General features: G+C 71.5%; 16 protein-coding genes. 3 read left to right on the plus strand and 13 right to left on the minus strand.

Annotated elements, in window-relative coordinates:
• Positions 1–18: 18 nt before the first annotated feature.
• The 3 genes from INT49_RS01425 to INT49_RS01435 form a co-directional block, all read right to left on the minus strand.
• Positions 19–753, minus strand: coding sequence for a hypothetical protein (locus INT49_RS01425; protein ID WP_193115942.1), 735 nt, complete (start codon positions 751–753; stop codon positions 19–21).
• 80 nt (positions 754–833) lie between these two features.
• Entirely contained in the window at positions 834–1454 is a 621-nt protein-coding gene (locus tag INT49_RS01430; protein ID WP_193115943.1) for a hypothetical protein, read from the minus strand.
• 145 nt (positions 1455–1599) lie between these two features.
• Positions 1600–2559 (minus strand): prenyltransferase/squalene oxidase repeat-containing protein, encoded by a 960-nt coding sequence (locus INT49_RS01435; RefSeq protein WP_193115944.1) that lies wholly within the window; start codon positions 2557–2559, stop codon positions 1600–1602.
• A 158-nt stretch (positions 2560–2717) separates the two neighbouring features.
• Here INT49_RS01435 and INT49_RS01440 point away from each other — a divergent pair, with 158 nt between their 5' ends.
• On the plus strand, positions 2718–3620 hold the full coding sequence (locus tag INT49_RS01440; RefSeq protein ID WP_193115945.1) for a cation-transporting ATPase: 903 nt from the start codon (positions 2718–2720) through the stop codon (positions 3618–3620).
• A 25-nt stretch (positions 3621–3645) separates the two neighbouring features.
• Here INT49_RS01440 and INT49_RS01445 read toward each other — a convergent pair whose 3' ends face one another.
• The 8 genes from INT49_RS01445 to INT49_RS01480 form a co-directional block, all read right to left on the minus strand.
• Positions 3646–4020, minus strand: a complete 375-nt coding sequence (locus INT49_RS01445) for a DoxX family protein (RefSeq protein WP_193115946.1) — start codon at positions 4018–4020, stop codon at positions 3646–3648.
• A 53-nt stretch (positions 4021–4073) separates the two neighbouring features.
• A complete protein-coding gene (locus INT49_RS01450; protein ID WP_226849611.1) occupies positions 4074–4805 on the minus strand; it encodes a sirohydrochlorin chelatase in 732 nt (243 codons plus the stop codon).
• Complete coding sequence (locus tag INT49_RS01455; protein WP_193115947.1) at positions 4802–5638, minus strand: uroporphyrinogen-III synthase; 837 nt, start codon at positions 5636–5638, stop codon at positions 4802–4804. The genes INT49_RS01450 and INT49_RS01455 overlap by 4 nt, the downstream gene beginning before the upstream one ends.
• Positions 5635–6408 (minus strand): uroporphyrinogen-III C-methyltransferase, encoded by a 774-nt coding sequence (gene cobA, locus INT49_RS01460; protein WP_193115948.1) that lies wholly within the window; start codon positions 6406–6408, stop codon positions 5635–5637. Before cobA ends, INT49_RS01455 begins: the two co-directional genes overlap by 4 nt.
• Positions 6405–6785: a nitrite reductase small subunit NirD gene (gene nirD / locus INT49_RS01465; protein WP_193115949.1), complete on the minus strand. Its 381-nt coding sequence runs from the start codon at positions 6783–6785 to the stop codon at positions 6405–6407. The genes cobA and nirD overlap by 4 nt, the downstream gene beginning before the upstream one ends.
• Positions 6782–9355, minus strand: coding sequence for a nitrite reductase large subunit NirB (nirB, locus tag INT49_RS01470; RefSeq protein WP_193115950.1), 2574 nt, complete (start codon positions 9353–9355; stop codon positions 6782–6784). The genes nirD and nirB overlap by 4 nt, the downstream gene beginning before the upstream one ends.
• On the minus strand, positions 9352–10233 hold the full coding sequence (locus INT49_RS01475) for a formate/nitrite transporter family protein (protein WP_193115951.1): 882 nt from the start codon (positions 10231–10233) through the stop codon (positions 9352–9354). Before INT49_RS01475 ends, nirB begins: the two co-directional genes overlap by 4 nt.
• 137 nt (positions 10234–10370) lie before the next feature.
• On the minus strand, positions 10371–11390 hold the full coding sequence (locus INT49_RS01480; RefSeq protein ID WP_193115952.1) for an NYN domain-containing protein: 1020 nt from the start codon (positions 11388–11390) through the stop codon (positions 10371–10373).
• Positions 11391–12168: 778 nt separating this feature from the next.
• Here INT49_RS01480 and INT49_RS21500 point away from each other — a divergent pair.
• Positions 12169–13839 carry an HNH endonuclease signature motif containing protein gene (locus INT49_RS21500; RefSeq protein WP_193115953.1) on the plus strand — a complete coding sequence of 557 codons (1671 nt, stop codon included), beginning with the start codon at positions 12169–12171 and terminating at the stop codon, positions 13837–13839.
• Positions 13840–13851: 12 nt separating this feature from the next.
• Here INT49_RS21500 and INT49_RS01490 read toward each other — a convergent pair whose 3' ends face one another.
• The gene (locus INT49_RS01490) at positions 13852–14208 is read right to left on the minus strand and encodes a cupin domain-containing protein (RefSeq protein WP_193115954.1); all 357 of its coding nucleotides are present in this window, start codon (positions 14206–14208) and stop codon (positions 13852–13854) included.
• Between the two features lie 103 nt (positions 14209–14311).
• Positions 14312–15235 carry a LysR family transcriptional regulator gene (locus INT49_RS01495; RefSeq protein ID WP_193115955.1) on the minus strand — a complete coding sequence of 308 codons (924 nt, stop codon included), beginning with the start codon at positions 15233–15235 and terminating at the stop codon, positions 14312–14314.
• 71 nt (positions 15236–15306) lie between these two features.
• On the opposite strand from INT49_RS01495, the gene INT49_RS01500 reads away from it, so the two are divergent.
• On the plus strand, positions 15307–16374 hold the full coding sequence (locus INT49_RS01500; RefSeq protein ID WP_193115956.1) for a YeiH family protein: 1068 nt from the start codon (positions 15307–15309) through the stop codon (positions 16372–16374).
• Positions 16375–16391: the final 17 nt, after the last annotated feature.

Here is a 16391-nt window from a genome sequence, read left to right on the forward strand (position 1 = left end):
CCTCGTGCCCGTCTCCAGTCAGCTGAACCCGTCGACGTGCGGCATGGCCGGCGCCGTCAGCAGAGACCCGCAGCGACCGTCCTCCAGAGGGTCGCAGCCGATGTCGCTGCGGGAGATGTCGGTCCTGACGCGCACTTCCGCCGTGCCCGATCCGCGCGGAGGCTCCTGCGCGGCGACCGGGTGCTTCGCGAGGACCCCGTCCGGGAAGAGACCGGTCACCGGGGTATGGCCGACCTCCGGGGCGAACCCCGGCTCTCGCACGGAGGCATATCCGTCGTCGCTCTCCGCGACCATGCCGTGGGGAGCCTCCCCCAGCGGCGCGGACAGAGGCGTCCACGAGCTGTCGTCGGCGCTCTCGAGCGCGGCGACCATCTCGTCGACCGCTGCCGTCGGGTCCGACCATTCCATTGCGTACGTCGTCACCTCGGTCAACGAGCAGAGCTGCTCGGCGGGACCACCCTCCGCGCCCGGGATGCCTGAGCACTCGATGTACCAGGTCTGGTCGATCGGCGCCCCGAGCACCGTCTCGATCGCCGCCTGCCTCTCTGCGGCGCGCTCCTCGAAGGGCTCGGCCTGCTCCGCGTACCCGGCCTCGGCGTCGGCCTGGGCCCGTGCGGCGATCGCACGTGCCTCCGCATCCGCCGCCGTCGCGGTCCCGGTGGTCGTGGGCCCGCCTCGCTGGACCAGCGCCGCCACCACGACCACGAGTGCGATCACGACCAGCACGGCGACCCCGGAGGATCCCGCGATCACCCACGTCCTGCGTGTCCGCTCCCCCATGACAGCTCCCCTCGTCCTGCTCGATGCTCTCCTGCCCCCGCCGCGTGCGCGATTCATCGGAAACCGTCGATCCGGGGCATCGCCGCCTCGTCGAGGACGAGGTCGGTGCCCAGGGCCTCGCCGCTCTCGATCGCCTCGAATCCCGGTTCATGTACGTAGGCCGTCCCGAGGTCTCCGGCTTCGGCGACCATCCCTCCCGGTTCCTCTCCGGGGTGCCTCGGGAGGGCCGTCCACGGCCCACCCCGCCCTGCGGTGACCTCATTCCCCGTGGTGGCCTCGGTGCCCTCGAGCACCGTGATGATCTCGTCGACCGCGGCATGCGGATCGGTCCAGTCGACCGCATACGTCGTCACCACGGAGAGATCGCAGAACTGGGCCGTCGGTACCGGCCCTCCCACGGCGATCCCTGAGCACCCGATGTACCAGGTCTCCTCGATCGACTGTCCGAGCACCGGCTCCCGAGCGGCCTGCCGCGCCGCGGCCTCCTCCTCGAACGGGCCGGACCATTTCTCGTAGCCCTGCTCCGCCTCCGTGCGGGCCCGCTCCGCAGGATGCGCGATCCCCCCTCGCCCGTAGTTCACCGCTGTGGCCACGATGGCCAGGACGACGGCCAGCACGACTGCCGTCACGACGGTCAGTGCCGTGCGTCGGCCGCGAGACATCTGCTCCCCCATGGTGCTCCCCCGCCATCGTGCCTCTGCTGTCACCCCAGCCGCTCGCGCGCCCCCCCCTGGGGTGTTTGCAAATGCTAACGCATGGCGGGTCGTGTCGGCCGCCCTGACGGATCCGCGGTCGCGACCGCTCTGGCAGCCCGGCCCGCTATCCCTCGCCCCACCAGCGCAGCACCCGCAGCGCCTCCAGGGTGATCCATTTCGACGATTCGCCCTCGGGGACATCGACCTCGAACCACACCTCACCGGGCAGGACCTTCTGCTGGAGCCAGGTGCCGTCGGCCTGCTGCGCCTCGCGCACCATCGCCACGGCCTCCTCCATCCGGGATTCCTTCCGGCCGGCGAGCCGGAAGTGCTCGAGGGCGCGCAGCGCTGAGTAGATATGGCGCGGCGGGTAGAGGAAGTGATCCACCCAGGGCCCGGGCATCTCCCGAGTGCTCAGGGTCCAGGCCAGGTGACGCTCCAGCAGGTACTCCTCGCCGGCGTCGCGCGCGGCCCGCGTGGCCCCGGTGCCTCCGGTGGCCTTTTCATGGATCAGGAGTGCGCGCAGCACGTTGAGGGTGGAATGGAAGCTGGAGCGCACGGATCCGCTCTCCCACTCGCAGTTCCAGCCCCCGTCCTCCATGCGGTGCTCGAGGAACCAGTGCGGCAGGGATTCGACGTCCGCCCCCAGCCACAGACCGTTCGCGAGCGTCATCGCGTTGATGCAGCAGTCCACCTCGCCGCCCCAGTAGGGCAGCGAGTCGTCGTACTCCCAGTGCGAGTTCTCCGCCAGCAGCTGCGCCGTGTTCCGCTCGATCAGCGGGGCGGGGTCCATGCCCCATTCGCGCAGCATGGTCAGGCTCCAGGTGGTCGCCGTCCACGGCTGGCCGGGCAGGAGCTGATTCTCGTGGTTCTCGAAGAAGCCCTTGGGGAAGAAGGCCCCGCCGGCCCATTGGCCGTCCGGGTCCTGCTTCGCGAGCAGAGCCGCCCCGAAGCCCTCCTGCGGGATCCGCGCCCGGGTCGCCTCCCACTGCTGCGTCGGCGCGTCGAGCAGGTCTCGCTCCACCTGCCAGCGCAGAGCAGGGTCGGAATCGAGGAGCCAAGCGATCACATCGGTGGGTGCCATGGGACGATCCTGCCTCATGGGTGGACCGGAGGACCACCGTGCGGGCATTCCGGACACCCATGCACCACCCACGAATCGCCCGACCCGTGTGCAGATCGAGGTGTGATCCTCGAGCGCAGCCCCGGCCCCGGGGCACGACGGCGATCGGAAGGACCACGATGGGTACGATCAACCGCCTGTTCGGGATGGCGAAGCAGGCCATCGACCAGAACTCCTCATCGCAGGACCGCTCGAGCGGATCGAGCAAGGGCTCGGACTGGCGCACCATGGTGCGCTCCGCCGCCGACGCGTTCACCGGCGAGGGCGACCGACACGACCAGCGCGGCGGCCGGCGAACAGACCCGACCGAGAGTCGGAGTGAGCACTACGCTCCGAGAAGGGCGCAGCATCTCCGGAGAACTGGCGGACCGCAGGGGTCGGGGCTCTCGGACACCGACCGCCGCGCGATCGCCCGTTACGACTATCTGGTGCGCACAGCGGAGCCTGACCAGCTCGAGCAGGTCCATCGCGAGGCCTTCGAGCGCCTGACCCCGGAGCAGCGCGCACAGCTCGGCTCGACGATGCAGGAGGAGCTTCCCCTGTCGGAGCGGCCGCGAAGCGACGCCCCGCAGGACCTCGCCCGCTCGGCCACCCGTCTCGGTGTCCTCGATCCCCGGAAGCTGACGAGCCTGCTCACGCGCTCAGGGCGCGGCCCGGATGTGCGCAGTTCCGCTCCGCGGACCAGTGCCGATCAGAACGGCTCCCGCGCTCGCGGGGCGGGCGTATTCGGCGTCGGCGCGATCGGCACCGCAGGACTGCTCGGCGTCGTCGCCGGCGGCGCGGTCGTCACCAGCATCGGTGGTGCACTGTTGCAGGACGCGCTCGGTGAGGGGATCGACGTCGACAGCCTCACCGAAGGCTTGGGCGAGGATCTCGGCGGGTTGCCCGACGGCGTCGAAGGGCTCGGGAGCATCGAAGAGCTCGAGGGTCTGGGCGGCAGCGTCACTGATATCGGGGAACAGGCCTCCGGATTCGGCGATCAGGTGTCCGACCTGGGCCTCGGGGACCTGTTCGGACGCTGATCCGCGTCATGTCTCCGACCAGAGATCAGAGCTGGTACGGGCCGAACCGCGACCAGGCCACGAGCACGGAGAGGATTGCGAGCACGATCGAGGGCAGCGCCGCCGCGAAGCCGTCACCGCGGCGGATGTGCACGAGCGCTGCGAAGACCATCGTGATCGCGAGGCCGGCCGCCGCGAAGGCCACCAGGATCGTGGCGACCCCGGTGAGCGCGGGCAGGATCAGCCCGACGGCTCCCAGGATCTCGAGCACGCCGATGCCCACGATCACGCTGTGCGGGAAATCCTCGGCGTAGGGGGTGCGCTCGACCTGTTGCGCGCGCGGGATGAGCAGCTTCGCCAGGCCCGACCCGATGAACACGGCGGCGAGCAGGAAGGCGAGGATCCACAGGACCAGGTTCATGACGTCGTCTCCTTCGTCGGGGCCTCCAGTATCCTCCCGCGGGACCAGTGGTGTCAGGTGATCGCCGTCGTCATCTCCCGATATCGTGCGACGACCACCGAGGCCACCGCCGGATCCGCACCCAGCGGAGCTGAGACCAGATCCGCGCCGCTGCGCTGCACCAGCCCCGCGAAATGCCCCGGGGCGAGCACATAGCTCACGGCGACCACCCGCCGGGCCCCGGCGGCCCGTGCCGCGGCGACCGCCTCGGGCAGCCGGGGCCGGACCCCCGCCCCGTAGCCGAGGGTGATCGGCGCAGGGAGCTCCGCCTGCAGGAGGTCCCGCATCCGTTCGACGGCGCGGGCCGAGGCAGGATCCGTCGAGCCCGCCGCAGCGAGCACGACGTGGTCTCCCGGCCGGAACCCGGCATCGCCACCCGGCAACGCCGCGAGTCGGCTCGTGAGGACATCGACGAGCTCCGGATGCGGACCCAGCGCCGGCGCGGCCGTGGCCTGTGGATACGGAGCGCACGCAGCACCGATGTCGACCCGTGTGTGATGACCTGGCGACAGCAGCAGCGGCACGACCACCACCGGGCTGTCGGCCGCGACACGGGCGACGACCCCGCTGATCTCCGGCCGCTCGACGTCGACCACGGCGTGCTCGACCCGCACCCCGGGCAGCTCCCGCGCCGCCTGGGCGATCAGAGCGGCGATCGTCGTCCGACCGGCCGCTGACCGGGTGCCGTGCGAGCAGGCGATCAGCACCGGAGGGCCCACCGTGGCCGCCTCCATGACCGCACTCATGACCGCACCTCGTAGTGGTGCACGAGAGCGCGCACGAGAGATCCCAGACGGCCCCTGTCCGGCATCAGGACCGGGAGGCCGCGCGCCTCGACCGGGCCCGCGGTCACCGCTCCGATGCAGGCCATCACCAGCTGACCCGAGAGCGCCCGGTCCCGGATCGCCGCGAGGACGCTGAGCCGTTCCGACTCCTCCAGCCAGGCAGACGCCGCGGGGGCTGCGGTCAGCACCACCGCATCGACCTCTCCGACCGCGGCGCGCCGTACCGACCGCTGCAACGCCGCCGGGTCCCGCGGCGGGATGGAGCGGTACGGGGCCACGGCGACCACCTGGGCACCGCGGCGGCGCAGGAGCTCGTCGAGGCCGTCGGCCCCTGTGCCATGGTGCTGGATCGCGATCCGTCGCCCCCTGGCCCCTCCGGCCAGGAGATGATCCCCCACCTCGGCGGTGGTCTCGGTGTCCGCCACCCACGCGGTGAGCAGTCCCGCCTGTCGCACGGCACCGTGCGCCTTCGCTCCGCGCGCCACGATCCGGGCTCCGGCGAGCGCTGCGCGCAGATCCGTCCCCAGCCCGGCGGCGTCGGCCGCCTCCATCCAGCCTCGGAACCCGACACCGGTGAGCGCTGCGACGATCTCCGGCGGCTCGGCGATCAGGTCACCGGTGCGCTCGATGAGCAGTCCGTCCTCGTGAAGGCGGAGGGTCGACAGGGCCGGGGCGTGCTCGATCGTCGCCCCGTGACGACCGAGGGCCGAGGCGAGCTCCTCGGCACGACGTTCGACGGCGAGCACGATGGTGCGGCCGTCCAGGGCTGTCGTGAGCTGCGGGGCGGCGCTCATGCGAGGGCGTCCACCCGCACGGCATCCACCGGCTCGCTCGGTCGCGCCGGGAGCAGCAGCCCGGCACGGGCCACCTCGCCGATCACGATCACCGCGGGGCTGCGCACCCCCGTCTCCCGGGCGGCCGCGACGATCCCGCCGAGAGACGCCCTGGTGGTCCGCTGCCGGTCGGTGTGCCCGTCCTCCACGATCGCGACAGGCCGCGACGCCGGTGTCCCGTGGGCGAGAGCGTCGGCCACCAGCCGCTCCAGGCCCGCGACCCCCATCAGCACGATCGTGGTCACGGTGCTGTCCCCGAGCGCGGCGAGCGTCGCCGTGCTCAGCGGGCCCTGCCCGTGCACGATGTGGACCGTCCCGGCAGTGCCCCGGTGGGTGACGGGGATGCCGGCGGCCTGCGGAACGGCGATCGCACTGCTGACCCCGGGCACCACCTCGACCTCGATGCCCGCGGCCAGGCAGGCCGTGAGCTCCTCTCCCCCGCGGCCGAAGACGAACGGGTCTCCGCCCTTGAGCCTCACCACGCTCCGGCCGGCGCGGGCGTGCTCGATGAGCAGCGAGGTGATCCGCTCCTGCGGGACCGGGTGGTGACCGGGGTGCTTGCCGACGTCGATCACCTCGGCGCACCAGCCCAGCTCGGCGATTGCCTCGGGACCGGGCCCGAGGCGGTCGGCCACGATGACGTCCGCTTCTGCGAGCAGGCGGTGGGCGCGCATCGTCAGGAGATCCACCGGCCCGGGACCGCCGCCGACCAGGGAGACCTTCCCGGTCATCTCACCCTCCCCCACAGGAGGTACACGGTGCCCCGATCCTGGCGGGCCTGCCAGGTGCGCAGCCGTGCCGGGTCCTTGCCCCGCGGATCGAGGCAGGCGCCGGTTCGCAGGTCGAAGACCTGCTTGTGCATCGGGGATGCGATCGTGGGCGCGTCCCCGTGCGAGCCGACGATGCCGCGGGAGAGGACGTAGGCGTCGGAGTAGGGATCGCGATTGCAGGTCGCCCGGATGCTGCCGTCGGCCAGCAGGAACAGGGCGATCTGGGCGTGGTCGACGAGTGCGGCGCGCCCCCGCTCGATCTCGAGATCGTCCACCGAGCACACCGGGCGCCAGGTGGGCCCGGTTCGCGTCGTGGGTTCGAGGGTCTGCATGTTCATCGTCGTACCTCCAGTCGGGTGCCGGCGATGAGGACCTCGCCGGATCGTCGTTCCTCGCCGCTCGCCGGCCGGACCTGCCCCCGGGCGGGGGTGTAGGCCAGCGAGGGATCCGGGGTCTGCGGGGCGTTCACGAACGAGCGGAACCGCCGCAGCTTCTCGGGGTCGGCGAGGGTCGCCGCCCATTCGTCCTCGTAGTCCTCCACATGACGGTCCATCGCGGCGTCGAGATCGGTGCAGATCCCGAGGGAGTCCTCGAGGACCACCTCCCGCAGGGTGCCGATCCCGCCGTCGAGCGCCTGGAGCCACGGCGCGGTGCGCTGCAGCGTGTCGGCGGTGCGGAGGTAGTACACGAAGAACCTGTCGATGGTGCGCACGAGAGTCTCGTCGTCCAAGCCCTCGGCGAGCAGCTCGGCATGGCGCGGGGTCGCCCCGCCGTTGCCGCCCACGTACAGGTTCCAGCCCTGCGCGGTGGCGATGATCCCGGCGTCCTTGCTGCGCGCCTCCGCGCACTCACGGGCGCAGCCGGAGACGCCGAGCTTGAGCTTGTGCGGGGCGCGCAGACCGCGATAGCGCAGTTCCAGGCGCACGGCCATGGCGGTCGAGTCGAGCACCCCGTAGCGGCACCAGGCCGACCCCACGCAGGACTTCACGGTGCGCAGCGATTTGCCGTAGGCCTGCCCGGACTCGAACCCCGCGGCCACCAGCCGCTCCCAGATCGGCGGCAGCTCCTCGAGCCGCGCGCCGAACATGTCGATGCGCTGGCCGCCGGTGAGCTTGGTGTACAGCCCGAAGTCCCGGGCGATCTCGCCGATCACGATCAGGCCCTCCGGGGTGACCTCCCCGCCCGCCATCCGCGGGACCACGGAGTAGGTGCCGTCCTTCTGCATGTTCGCCATGACGTGGTCGTTGGTGTCCTGCAGGGTCGCGTTCTCCCCCTCGAGCACATGGCGCGGGGCGAGGGTCGCCAGGATGCTCGCGAGCGCCGGCTTGCAGGTGGCGCATCCGCGTCCGCTGCCGAATCGCCCGATGATCGCCGAGAACGTGGTCAGGCCCGAGACCTGCACGGCGTCGAACAGCTGACGGCGCGAGAGATCGAAGTGCTCGCACAACGCGGTCGAGACGGCACGTCCCATCCCGGCCAGCTCGGTGGTGACGAGGCCCTTGACCGCGAGCACGCAGGAGCCGCAGGTGGCGCCGGCCCGGGTGCAGGCCGCGACGGCACCGGCATCCTCGCAGCCCTCCTCGTGCACGGCCTCCCGGATCCGGCCGGCGGTCACCCCCGCGCAGGAGCAGACGACGGCCGCATCGGGCAGCTCGCCGCTCGGGGCGACCACACCGCCCTCCGGCAGGAGGTAGGCGGCCGGATCCGCTCCGAGCGCGCTCCCCACCAAAGGCCGCAGGGCGCCGTACGCAGAGGCGTCGCCCACCAGCATGCCGCCCAACAGCGTGCGGGCGTCGTCGGAGAGCACGAGCTTCTTGTACACCCCTCCGACGGGGTCCGCGTAGACCACGTCGAGCGCGCCGGGTGTGGTGGCGAAGGCGTCGCCGAAGCTCGCCACGTCCACCCCGGAGAGCTTGAGCTTGGTGGAGAGGTCAAAGCCGGTGAAGGTGGAGTCCCCGCCGAGCAGACGGTCCGCCGCCACCTCGGCCATCGCGTAGCCGGGGGCCACCAGGCCCACACAGCGGCCCTCGAAGGAGGCGACCTCCCCGATCGCCAGGATCGCGGGATCGCTGGTGCGGCAGCCGGCGTCGATCTCCACCCCGCCGCGCTCGGCGCAGTCCAGTCCCGCAGCGCGCGCCAGCTCATCCCGTGGGCGGACGCCGACGGTGAGGACCACCAGGTCAGCAGGGTCGCTGGACCCGTCGGCGTACTCGATGCCGACCACCTGCCCGTCGGCCCCCGCGGCGAGACGGGTGGTGCGGGCGCTCGTGCGCAGGACGATGTCGCGCTGCTCGAGGAGACGGCGCAGGGCGGTGCCGGCCGGAAGGTCGAGCTGGGCCGACATCACGCGGTCGCCCGACTGCACCACGGTCGCCGCGGCGCCGAGTCCCTGCAGGGCGCCGGCCGCCTCGAGCCCGAGCAGCCCGCCGCCGATGACGACTCCGCGCACCGCGCGTCCCCGTCGGCGCGCAGCGGCCTCGACGTGCTCGACGTGCGCGCGCAGCTGCCGGACGTCGTCCAGGGTGCGGTAGACGAACACTCCCGGCAGCTCGGCGCCCTCGATCGGCGGTCGTGCGGCCGCGGACCCGGTCGCGAGGACGAGGCGGTCGTAGCCGTGCACCTGCCCGCTGCGGGTGACGACCTGGCGCTCCTCGCGGTCGATGCGGGCGACGGGGTCCCCGGCGAGGAGGCGCACGCGCGGATCCTGGAACGGCTCGGGATCCAGGGACAGCGACCCGGGATCGGCGCCGTCGACGTACCGGCTCAGCCCCACCCTGTCGTAGGGAGCGCAACCCTCCTCCCCGAGCACGGTCACCTCGAGACCGTCCCCGGCCCGGGAGAGCAGGCTCTCGACGAGACGGTGGGCGACCATCCCGGCGCCGACCACCACCAGGCGGGTGGCGCTCATCGCACGACCGCCACGGGCTGGGCGCTGGTGGGGGCGGGAGCGGCGGCAGGGCTGGCGGCCGGGCTGACGGCCGGCACCCGCGCCGGGGCGGTGCGGTGGTGCGTGGCATACAGCACCAGACCCACGAAGACGACACCGCCGACGAGGTTGCCCAGCACGGTCGGGATCTCGTTCCAGACCAGGTAGTCGCCGATCGTGAAGTCCGCGCCGAGCAGAAGCCCCGAGGGGAACAGGAACATGTTCACCACGGAGTGCTCGAAGCCCATGGAGAAGAAGAGCATCACGGGCATCCACATCGCGATGACCTTGCTGATCAGAGCGTCGGACATCATCGCGGCGATGACCCCGGTGGAGACCATGACGTTGCACAGCACCCCGCGCAGGAAGAGGGTGAGCATGCCGCCCGCACCGTGCTCGGCATAGCCGACGGTGCGGCCATGGCCGATCTCGCGGATCGCGAGCCCGACCTCGTTCGGGGCGGTCGAGAAGGCGTAGGTGAAGCAGATCGCCATCACCAGGGCGACGGTGAACGCTCCCGCGAAGTTCCCGACGAAGACGAGGCCCCAGTTGCGCAGGATCGACCGGACGCTCGCCCCCGGTCGGCGGGCCAGCAGTGCCAGCGGAGCCAAGGTGAAGACCCCGGTGAGCAGGTCGTAGCCGAGCAGGTACAGCAGGATGAAGCCGATGGGGAACAGCAGCGCGCCGAGCAGCGGCTGCCCGGTCTGGACGGTGACCGTGACGGCGAAGGCGGCCCCCAGCGTGAGGAGCGCGCCGCCCATGAAGCCGCGGATCAGGGTGTCGCGCGTGGACAGCAGCAGCTTGCCGGCACCGGCATCGATCATGCGTCCGACGAGGTCAGCGGGCTTGACGTAGGACATGCGCACTCCTGGGGAGGTGGGGATCGAGCTCGCCGCCAAACTATGGGCGGCGCCGGGGATCCCCTAGGGCCAGGGTGTTGCGTGACCTTCCTGTGACATTCCGTCCCAGGGACGGACGCACAGTCTGCGGTGCCGGGTCAGTAGGAGGCGCGCACCAGTCGTTCGTGTCCGGTCTCCTCGAGCACCGCGATGTCGGAGTTCGCCTTGAGGAAGTCGGAGAAGGAGCGGAACCCGAGGGTCTTCTCGCTGAAGGACGGGTCCATGCGGCGCATGTGCGACTTCACCGCAGAGCTGTGCAGCCACTCGCTGTCGCCGCGCCCGCCCAGCTGCAGCGCGCGCTGGAGCAGACGGGTCGCCGCCTCGCGCGGATCCTCCGAGCTCTCGATGTCGTCGTCATCGACGGCGTCGGCTGCGGCGTCGGCCGCCTCGGCTGCGGCGGCATCAGCAGCGTCCTGGGCCGACTGCGCCGTCGCGTCAGATCCTGCGGACCCGGCGGACCCGGCGGACCCGCTGGAGTCGCCGCCGCCCCGGCCCCGTCCGCTGCCGCTGCTCTGGCCCCGGCGGGTGCGGGTCCTCGTGGGTGCCTCGGGACGCTCGACGCCCGGGAGGTTGTCATAGGCCTCGAACTCGTCGCAGGCCGCGGCGAGGGACTTCGCGGTGGAGCCTGCCACACCCATCGCGATGACGTAGCGGCCGAGGCGGCGGCAGCGCTGCGCAAGCGGGACGAAGTCGGAATCGCCGGCGACGATCACCACGTGGGTGAGGTCAGGGATGCGGAACATGTCCTCGACGGCGTCCACGGCGAGGCGGATGTCGGCGCCGTTCTTCGCATAGGCGGCGGCCGGGAACAGCTGCACGAGGTCCACGGCGCGGGCGACCAGCTGCGAGCGGTACTCGGCGTTGACCGGGGAGGACCAGTCGGCATAGGCGCGGGTGAGCATGAGGGAGCCGAAGGAGGCGGCGTAGTCGATGATCGCGCCAACGTCGACCGTCGCCTTCGCGAGGCGCTCGGCGATCTCGGGCTCCGTGGGATCCTCGGCGATGCGCTGACGGTCGCGGCCATAGGCATTTCGTCCGTGCACCCGGTCGTACCAGGACATCACGATGTTGTCGAAGTCCAGGTAGACGGCGACGCGGGGATCAGAGAGTTCGGCCATGGGTCCAGTCTGCCCCGTGCGAGCACCGGCAGATACCGACGCGCCGTGGAGATCGGTGTGCGCAGTGAGGGCTGGCGCACGTCGCGGGCGTGGGAGCTGACCGACAGGGGAGTGCAGGCGCTGGGTGATGAAGACCCTTCGGGGCGCCCTGAGCGCTGCGCGTCGCTCCACCATCCCCTGCACACCGTTCCGCAGTGACCGATTCCCCTGATTTGACCCAGCCTTCGAGCCGATTTCCGGACGGCCCCACACGTGCATTCTTCGCGCGCGCCGTGAGAATTCCGTAGAGCGCTTCTCCTGCACAGCCTGAGGGACGGTGCGCGGCATCGTGCCGAGCCACAGACGGAGACCGCCCCACCCGCACCTCACCGCCCGCCACCCTCAGCGAACCCATGTGGCGATGGGTCGACGTCACTCCAGGTCCCGGGAGCATTGACGCCGCCTCGACCGGCCGCACCCGAGTCCGATCTGCAGAACATCGGCGGCGAGTCCGCTGCGTGCCCACCGCGAGTCCATAGCGATCCTGCGGCGACTCTGCGGCGACTCCCCCGTGATGCCACGACGACCCTTCCTCCCCAGAGACACTTTATCCACAGTGCCAGATCATCATTTTGTGGATACCGCTCGGGAACATTATGGAAGTTATCCACACCCCTTCATCGGGGTCATTCCGCCGACTACGATCGAAGCAGTCGGATTCAGGGCGCAGGACCGCACCGCGGCCAGGCGACAGAGGGCAGCAGAGGGGGTGCAGGGCATGAGCGCGCAGAGTCACAGCGTGCCGTTCGTTGAGGAGCCGGATGACGACGAGAGCACGGTCGACGACGAGAACGCAGTCGACGACGGGATCGCAGTCGACGAGCGGGCGTTCCTCGACTCGCTCCCGCGACGCCTGCAGATCGTCGATGCCCGCTCTCCCCTCACCCGCGATGGCCTTCCTGACCGCACAGAGTGCGGGAAGGACCCGGAGCTGGGCGCTGCCGCACAGCGGGTCTGGGATGCCGAGAAGTCCAGCGCCCGCGCCCTCGCCGGCAGGTATCGCGCGCTCGCCGAGCTCTTCGACTGCGAGAGGGAGGATGACGAGGACGAGGAGGACGTCACGACGGCGCGTGCCGCGATCGCGCTGCGCGTCACCCACGGCGTCGCCCGATGGGAGCTGCGCTCGGCGCATCGCGCGGCCCATCATCTGCCCCGCACGTTCAGCCTGCTGGAGGGCGGCCGCTTCCCTTCCTGGTGGTTCCAGCGCATGGTGCGTGAATCGGAGGATCTGAGCGAGGAATCGCGACGTCAGCTCGACCTCGCCGTCGCCACCTGGTCCACGGACATCCCGGTGGACCGCTTCATCACGCTGCTCGGCGCCCTGGTGGGCCTGCTCGCCCGCCGAGAGGAGGAGCTCGAGGAGGCACCTCCGCTGCCGCGGGAGATCACCATCGCCCCGGACACCACCCGCGGGGCCGGTTCTCTGGTCGCACGTGGCCCCATCCCGGAGATCCTCGCGTACTGGAAGCGGCTGGATGAATCGGCCCGAGCGATCCAGGCAGCGCAGCGGAAGGCCCTTCGGGACGACACGGAGATCCCGTACGACGTGGACGACCTGGTCACCTCGACAGGTCGTCCGCTCCCCCTGGACCGCCTGCGCTACGAACTCCAGCTGAACGCCACCTTCGATACCGGGGACGTCCCGATCCCGGGCCCACGGTTCCGGCTCAACGTCACGGTGCCCGCCCTCACCCTGCTCGGCGCCTCGGACGCTCCCGGCATGCTGGACGGCACCACACCGATCCCGCCCGAGATGGCCCGTCTGCTGGCCGGTGGGCAGGAGACCTGGTTCCGCGTGCTGACCGATCCCTGCTCCGGCGCATTCCTGCCCCTCCCGGCGGACCGCTATCAGCCCAGCCAGACGGTGCTCGAGCACCTGCGGCTGCGCAACGCCACGTGCGCCGTGCCCGGCTGCACCCGCCCTGCGTCCTGGGCCGCCGAGTGCGATCACCTCGAGGAGTTCGACCACGAGCACCCCGAGCGCGGTGGCCGCACCGAGCTGGAGAATCTCCACATGCTGTGCTGGCAGCACCACCAGGACAAGACCGCCGGGCTCCTCGACCCCGCCCGGATCCCCACCGCCACACGCGAACCCGGCCGAACCCGCTGGCGCCTCGGCCGCACGGGCGACCACGCCATCGTCGCCGACGACGTCGACCTCGCCACGCGGATCGCGGTCGAGGAGCTCGAGGCCGCCTGGCGGACGCATCTCGCACGGCGCACGCAGAGGACGGCACAGGGGGCGACGCAGGCGGGTACTGAGAAGACTGCGACGAAGGATGCCGACCCGGCGACCACGCCGGCGTCGCTGCCAGCCCCACCGCCCGAACCACCACCGGAGCCGCCATGGAGCCTGCGGCCGGAGAGCCCGCCAGGACCCTGCGATCCGGAGGATCCACCGCCCCCGTGAGAGCGGGTCAGGTCACTCGGTCGTCGCCGCGGGCTTCGTGCCGATCTGCAACGACTGCCGCTTGCGATGCACGGTCAGGTACTCCAGACCGTGCTCACCCGCGAGGAAGCCGCGCACGGTGCGCCGGGGCAGGAGCGCGACGTCACCGCTGCGCAGCGGCTCCTCGCCATGCTCCGTGATGAGGGTGCCCGCGCCGCGCACCACGTGGACGAAGGTGTCGACCTCCGCGCCCACATGCGTCTCGATCCGGTCACCGGCGGGCAGGCGGATCAGGTTCGAGTCGAGCTCACGATCCGGTTCGGCGATGGACCACACGGCGCCACGGTGCGGCTGCTCGGGCAGATCGTCGGTATTGGTCAGGATCGGCATGTGCTCTGCTCCCAGCGGTCGGTGTCACTCGCGAACGTACACGTCGTGCCGGGGAACCCGGCCTGGCTGGATAGCCATGGGGTGACGACGCGGGTCGGGGCGATCAGGGGGCGGGTCGCCTGGGGGCTGTCGCGACGGCGACGGCGACGAGATCAGCGGCCGGCCCGGTGAGGGTGCGCGGGCCCTTCCAGACCGCGGTGAGCGGTCGGCGGAGTCGCGCCCCGGCCACGGGCACCCGGCACAGCTGACCGGTCTCGAGCTGCGCCCGCACGGCCAGCATGCTCAGCACCGCGGGCCCGGCCCCGGAGGAGACGGCGACCCGCACCGCCGCATTGCTGCTGAGCTCCTGCACCGGCGGAGTGCTCGCCGCCGCCGGAACCAGCTCTTCGAAGGCGTCGCGGGTCCCGGATCCGCCCTCGCGCACCACGAGCGGAGTGGCCGCGAGCTCCTCGAGCGCCATCGGCTCGGCGCGCTCCGCGTGCGCCGCCCAGGGGTGGTCCGGGGAGACCACCAGCACCAGCTCGTCCTCGCGCAGGGTGCGGGCATGGACCCAGCGGGGCACGTGCGGGGTCTCGATGAAGCCGAGCTGCAGCTGCCCGCCGCGGATCTGCTCCAGCACCTGCGTGGAGTTCAGCACTCGCAGATCCACCCGCACGCGAGAACTGGTGCGGCGCAGGTCGGTGAGCCATGCCGGCATGAGGTGCTCGGCGATGGTCATCGACGCGCCGACCTGCAGGTCAAGGGTGTCGTCGTCCCTGCTGTGCCGCAGCCAGGCCGCAAAGTCGTCGGCCGCCTCGAGCAGCTCGCGGGCATGGGCGGCGTAGAGCAGCCCGGCCGACGTGGGCCGCGAGCCCCGCGGGTTGCGATCCAGCAGCGGCATCCCGGCCTGCGCCTCGAGCTGGCCGATCATGCGGCTGGCGTTGGGCTGGTACATGCCGAGGCTGCGAGCGCCCGCACCGAGCCCGCCCTCGTCCACGACGGCGACGAAGAGGGCGAGGGCCTGCAGGTTCGGGAGAGCATCGGGCATATCAGAAGGATATGCCCTGATCGACTATTGCCGTCTACCGGGTCCTGACCCGCGGTGACAGGGTTCTTCGCATGCCCGAAATCGTCAACCCCACCGGCACCGGTCCCACGAGGACTGTCCCCCTCGATGCCGCGACCACGACCACCGCTCCCCCAGCGCACCGCCCCTCACTCCTCCCCGGCCTGGCCCTGAGCCTCGCCGTGGCCGTTCTCGCGCAGCTGGTCGCACCCTTCCTCCCCGGGGTCAGCGCACTGATCATCGCGATCATCGTGGGCATCGCGCTCGCGAACACCGCGGGCCTGCCGGCGCCCGTGGCGGCCGGCACGGACTTCTCCGCGAAGAAGCTGCTCCGAGCGGGCATCGTATTGCTGGGGCTCCAGCTGGTGCTCGGCGACATCCTCGCCCTCGGCGCTCCGATGCTCCTCGTGGTGGTCTGCGTCGTGGTGGGCGGGATCGTCGGCGCCCTCGCGCTGGGCAGGCTGCTGAAGGTCGATCCGCGCCTCACCCTGCTGATCGGCTGCGGCTTCTCGATCTGCGGCGCCGCTGCGGTCGCCGCCGCGGCAGGAGTCACCGATCCCGACGATGAGCATGAGGAGAAGACGGTCACCGCGGTGGCGCTCGTGGTCATCTTCGGCACTCTGATGATCGCTCTGCTCCCGGCGGCCGCCACGCTCCTGGGCCTGTCCGAGCGCTCCGCGGGCCTGTGGGCGGGGGCGTCGATCCACGAGATCGCCCAGGTGGTCGCCGCCGGCGGCGTGCTCGGTGGCGGCGCCCTCACGGTCGCCGTGATCGTGAAGCTCGCCCGCATCCTCATGCTCGCCCCCGTCATGGCGGTGCTCGGCGCCCGCGAGCGCTCCCGCGGGACGGCCGACGGGAAGCGCCCGCCCCTGGTGCCGCTGTTCGTGCTCGGCTTCCTGGCCCTGGTGCTGCTGCGCTCCGTCGTCCCGCTTCCCGAGACCGTGCTGAGCATCGGCGCCCTGCTGCAGACCACCCTGCTCGCCGCCGCGATGTTCGCCCTCGGCACCGGAGTGAAGGTGCGCACGCTGCTCCACGTCGGAGCCCGCCCCTTCGTGCTCGCAGCACTGGTCACGCTGCTCGTCGCCGCGATCGCTCTGGGTGGGGTGCTGCTCGTCGACTGAGAGGCCGTCCGATCCGC

This window comes from Brachybacterium tyrofermentans, assembly GCF_014897585.1.
Taxonomy (GTDB): domain Bacteria; phylum Actinomycetota; class Actinomycetes; order Actinomycetales; family Dermabacteraceae; genus Brachybacterium; species Brachybacterium tyrofermentans.

Bases quoted from the DNA above. Each gene is read 5' to 3' on its own strand.
- INT49_RS01430 (WP_193115943.1), bottom strand. From the start codon at position 1,454: ATGGGGGAGCAGATGTCTCGCGGCCGACGCACGGCACTGACCGTCGTG.
- INT49_RS01435 (WP_193115944.1), bottom strand. From the start codon at position 2,559: ATGGCACCCACCGATGTGATCGCTTGGCTCCTCGATTCCGACCCTGCT.
- INT49_RS01440 (WP_193115945.1), top strand. From the start codon at position 2,718: ATGGGTACGATCAACCGCCTGTTCGGGATGGCGAAGCAGGCCATCGAC.
- INT49_RS01445 (WP_193115946.1), bottom strand. From the start codon at position 4,020: ATGAACCTGGTCCTGTGGATCCTCGCCTTCCTGCTCGCCGCCGTGTTC.
- INT49_RS01450 (WP_226849611.1), bottom strand. From the start codon at position 4,805: ATGAGTGCGGTCATGGAGGCGGCCACGGTGGGCCCTCCGGTGCTGATC.
- INT49_RS01455 (WP_193115947.1), bottom strand. From the start codon at position 5,638: ATGAGCGCCGCCCCGCAGCTCACGACAGCCCTGGACGGCCGCACCATC.
- cobA (WP_193115948.1), bottom strand. From the start codon at position 6,408: ATGACCGGGAAGGTCTCCCTGGTCGGCGGCGGTCCCGGGCCGGTGGAT.
- nirD (WP_193115949.1), bottom strand. From the start codon at position 6,785: ATGAACATGCAGACCCTCGAACCCACGACGCGAACCGGGCCCACCTGG.
- nirB (WP_193115950.1), bottom strand. From the start codon at position 9,355: ATGAGCGCCACCCGCCTGGTGGTGGTCGGCGCCGGGATGGTCGCCCAC.
- INT49_RS01475 (WP_193115951.1), bottom strand. From the start codon at position 10,233: ATGTCCTACGTCAAGCCCGCTGACCTCGTCGGACGCATGATCGATGCC.
- INT49_RS01480 (WP_193115952.1), bottom strand. From the start codon at position 11,390: ATGGCCGAACTCTCTGATCCCCGCGTCGCCGTCTACCTGGACTTCGAC.
- INT49_RS01490 (WP_193115954.1), bottom strand. From the start codon at position 14,208: ATGCCGATCCTGACCAATACCGACGATCTGCCCGAGCAGCCGCACCGT.
- INT49_RS01495 (WP_193115955.1), bottom strand. From the start codon at position 15,235: ATGCCCGATGCTCTCCCGAACCTGCAGGCCCTCGCCCTCTTCGTCGCC.
- INT49_RS01500 (WP_193115956.1), top strand. From the start codon at position 15,307: ATGCCCGAAATCGTCAACCCCACCGGCACCGGTCCCACGAGGACTGTC.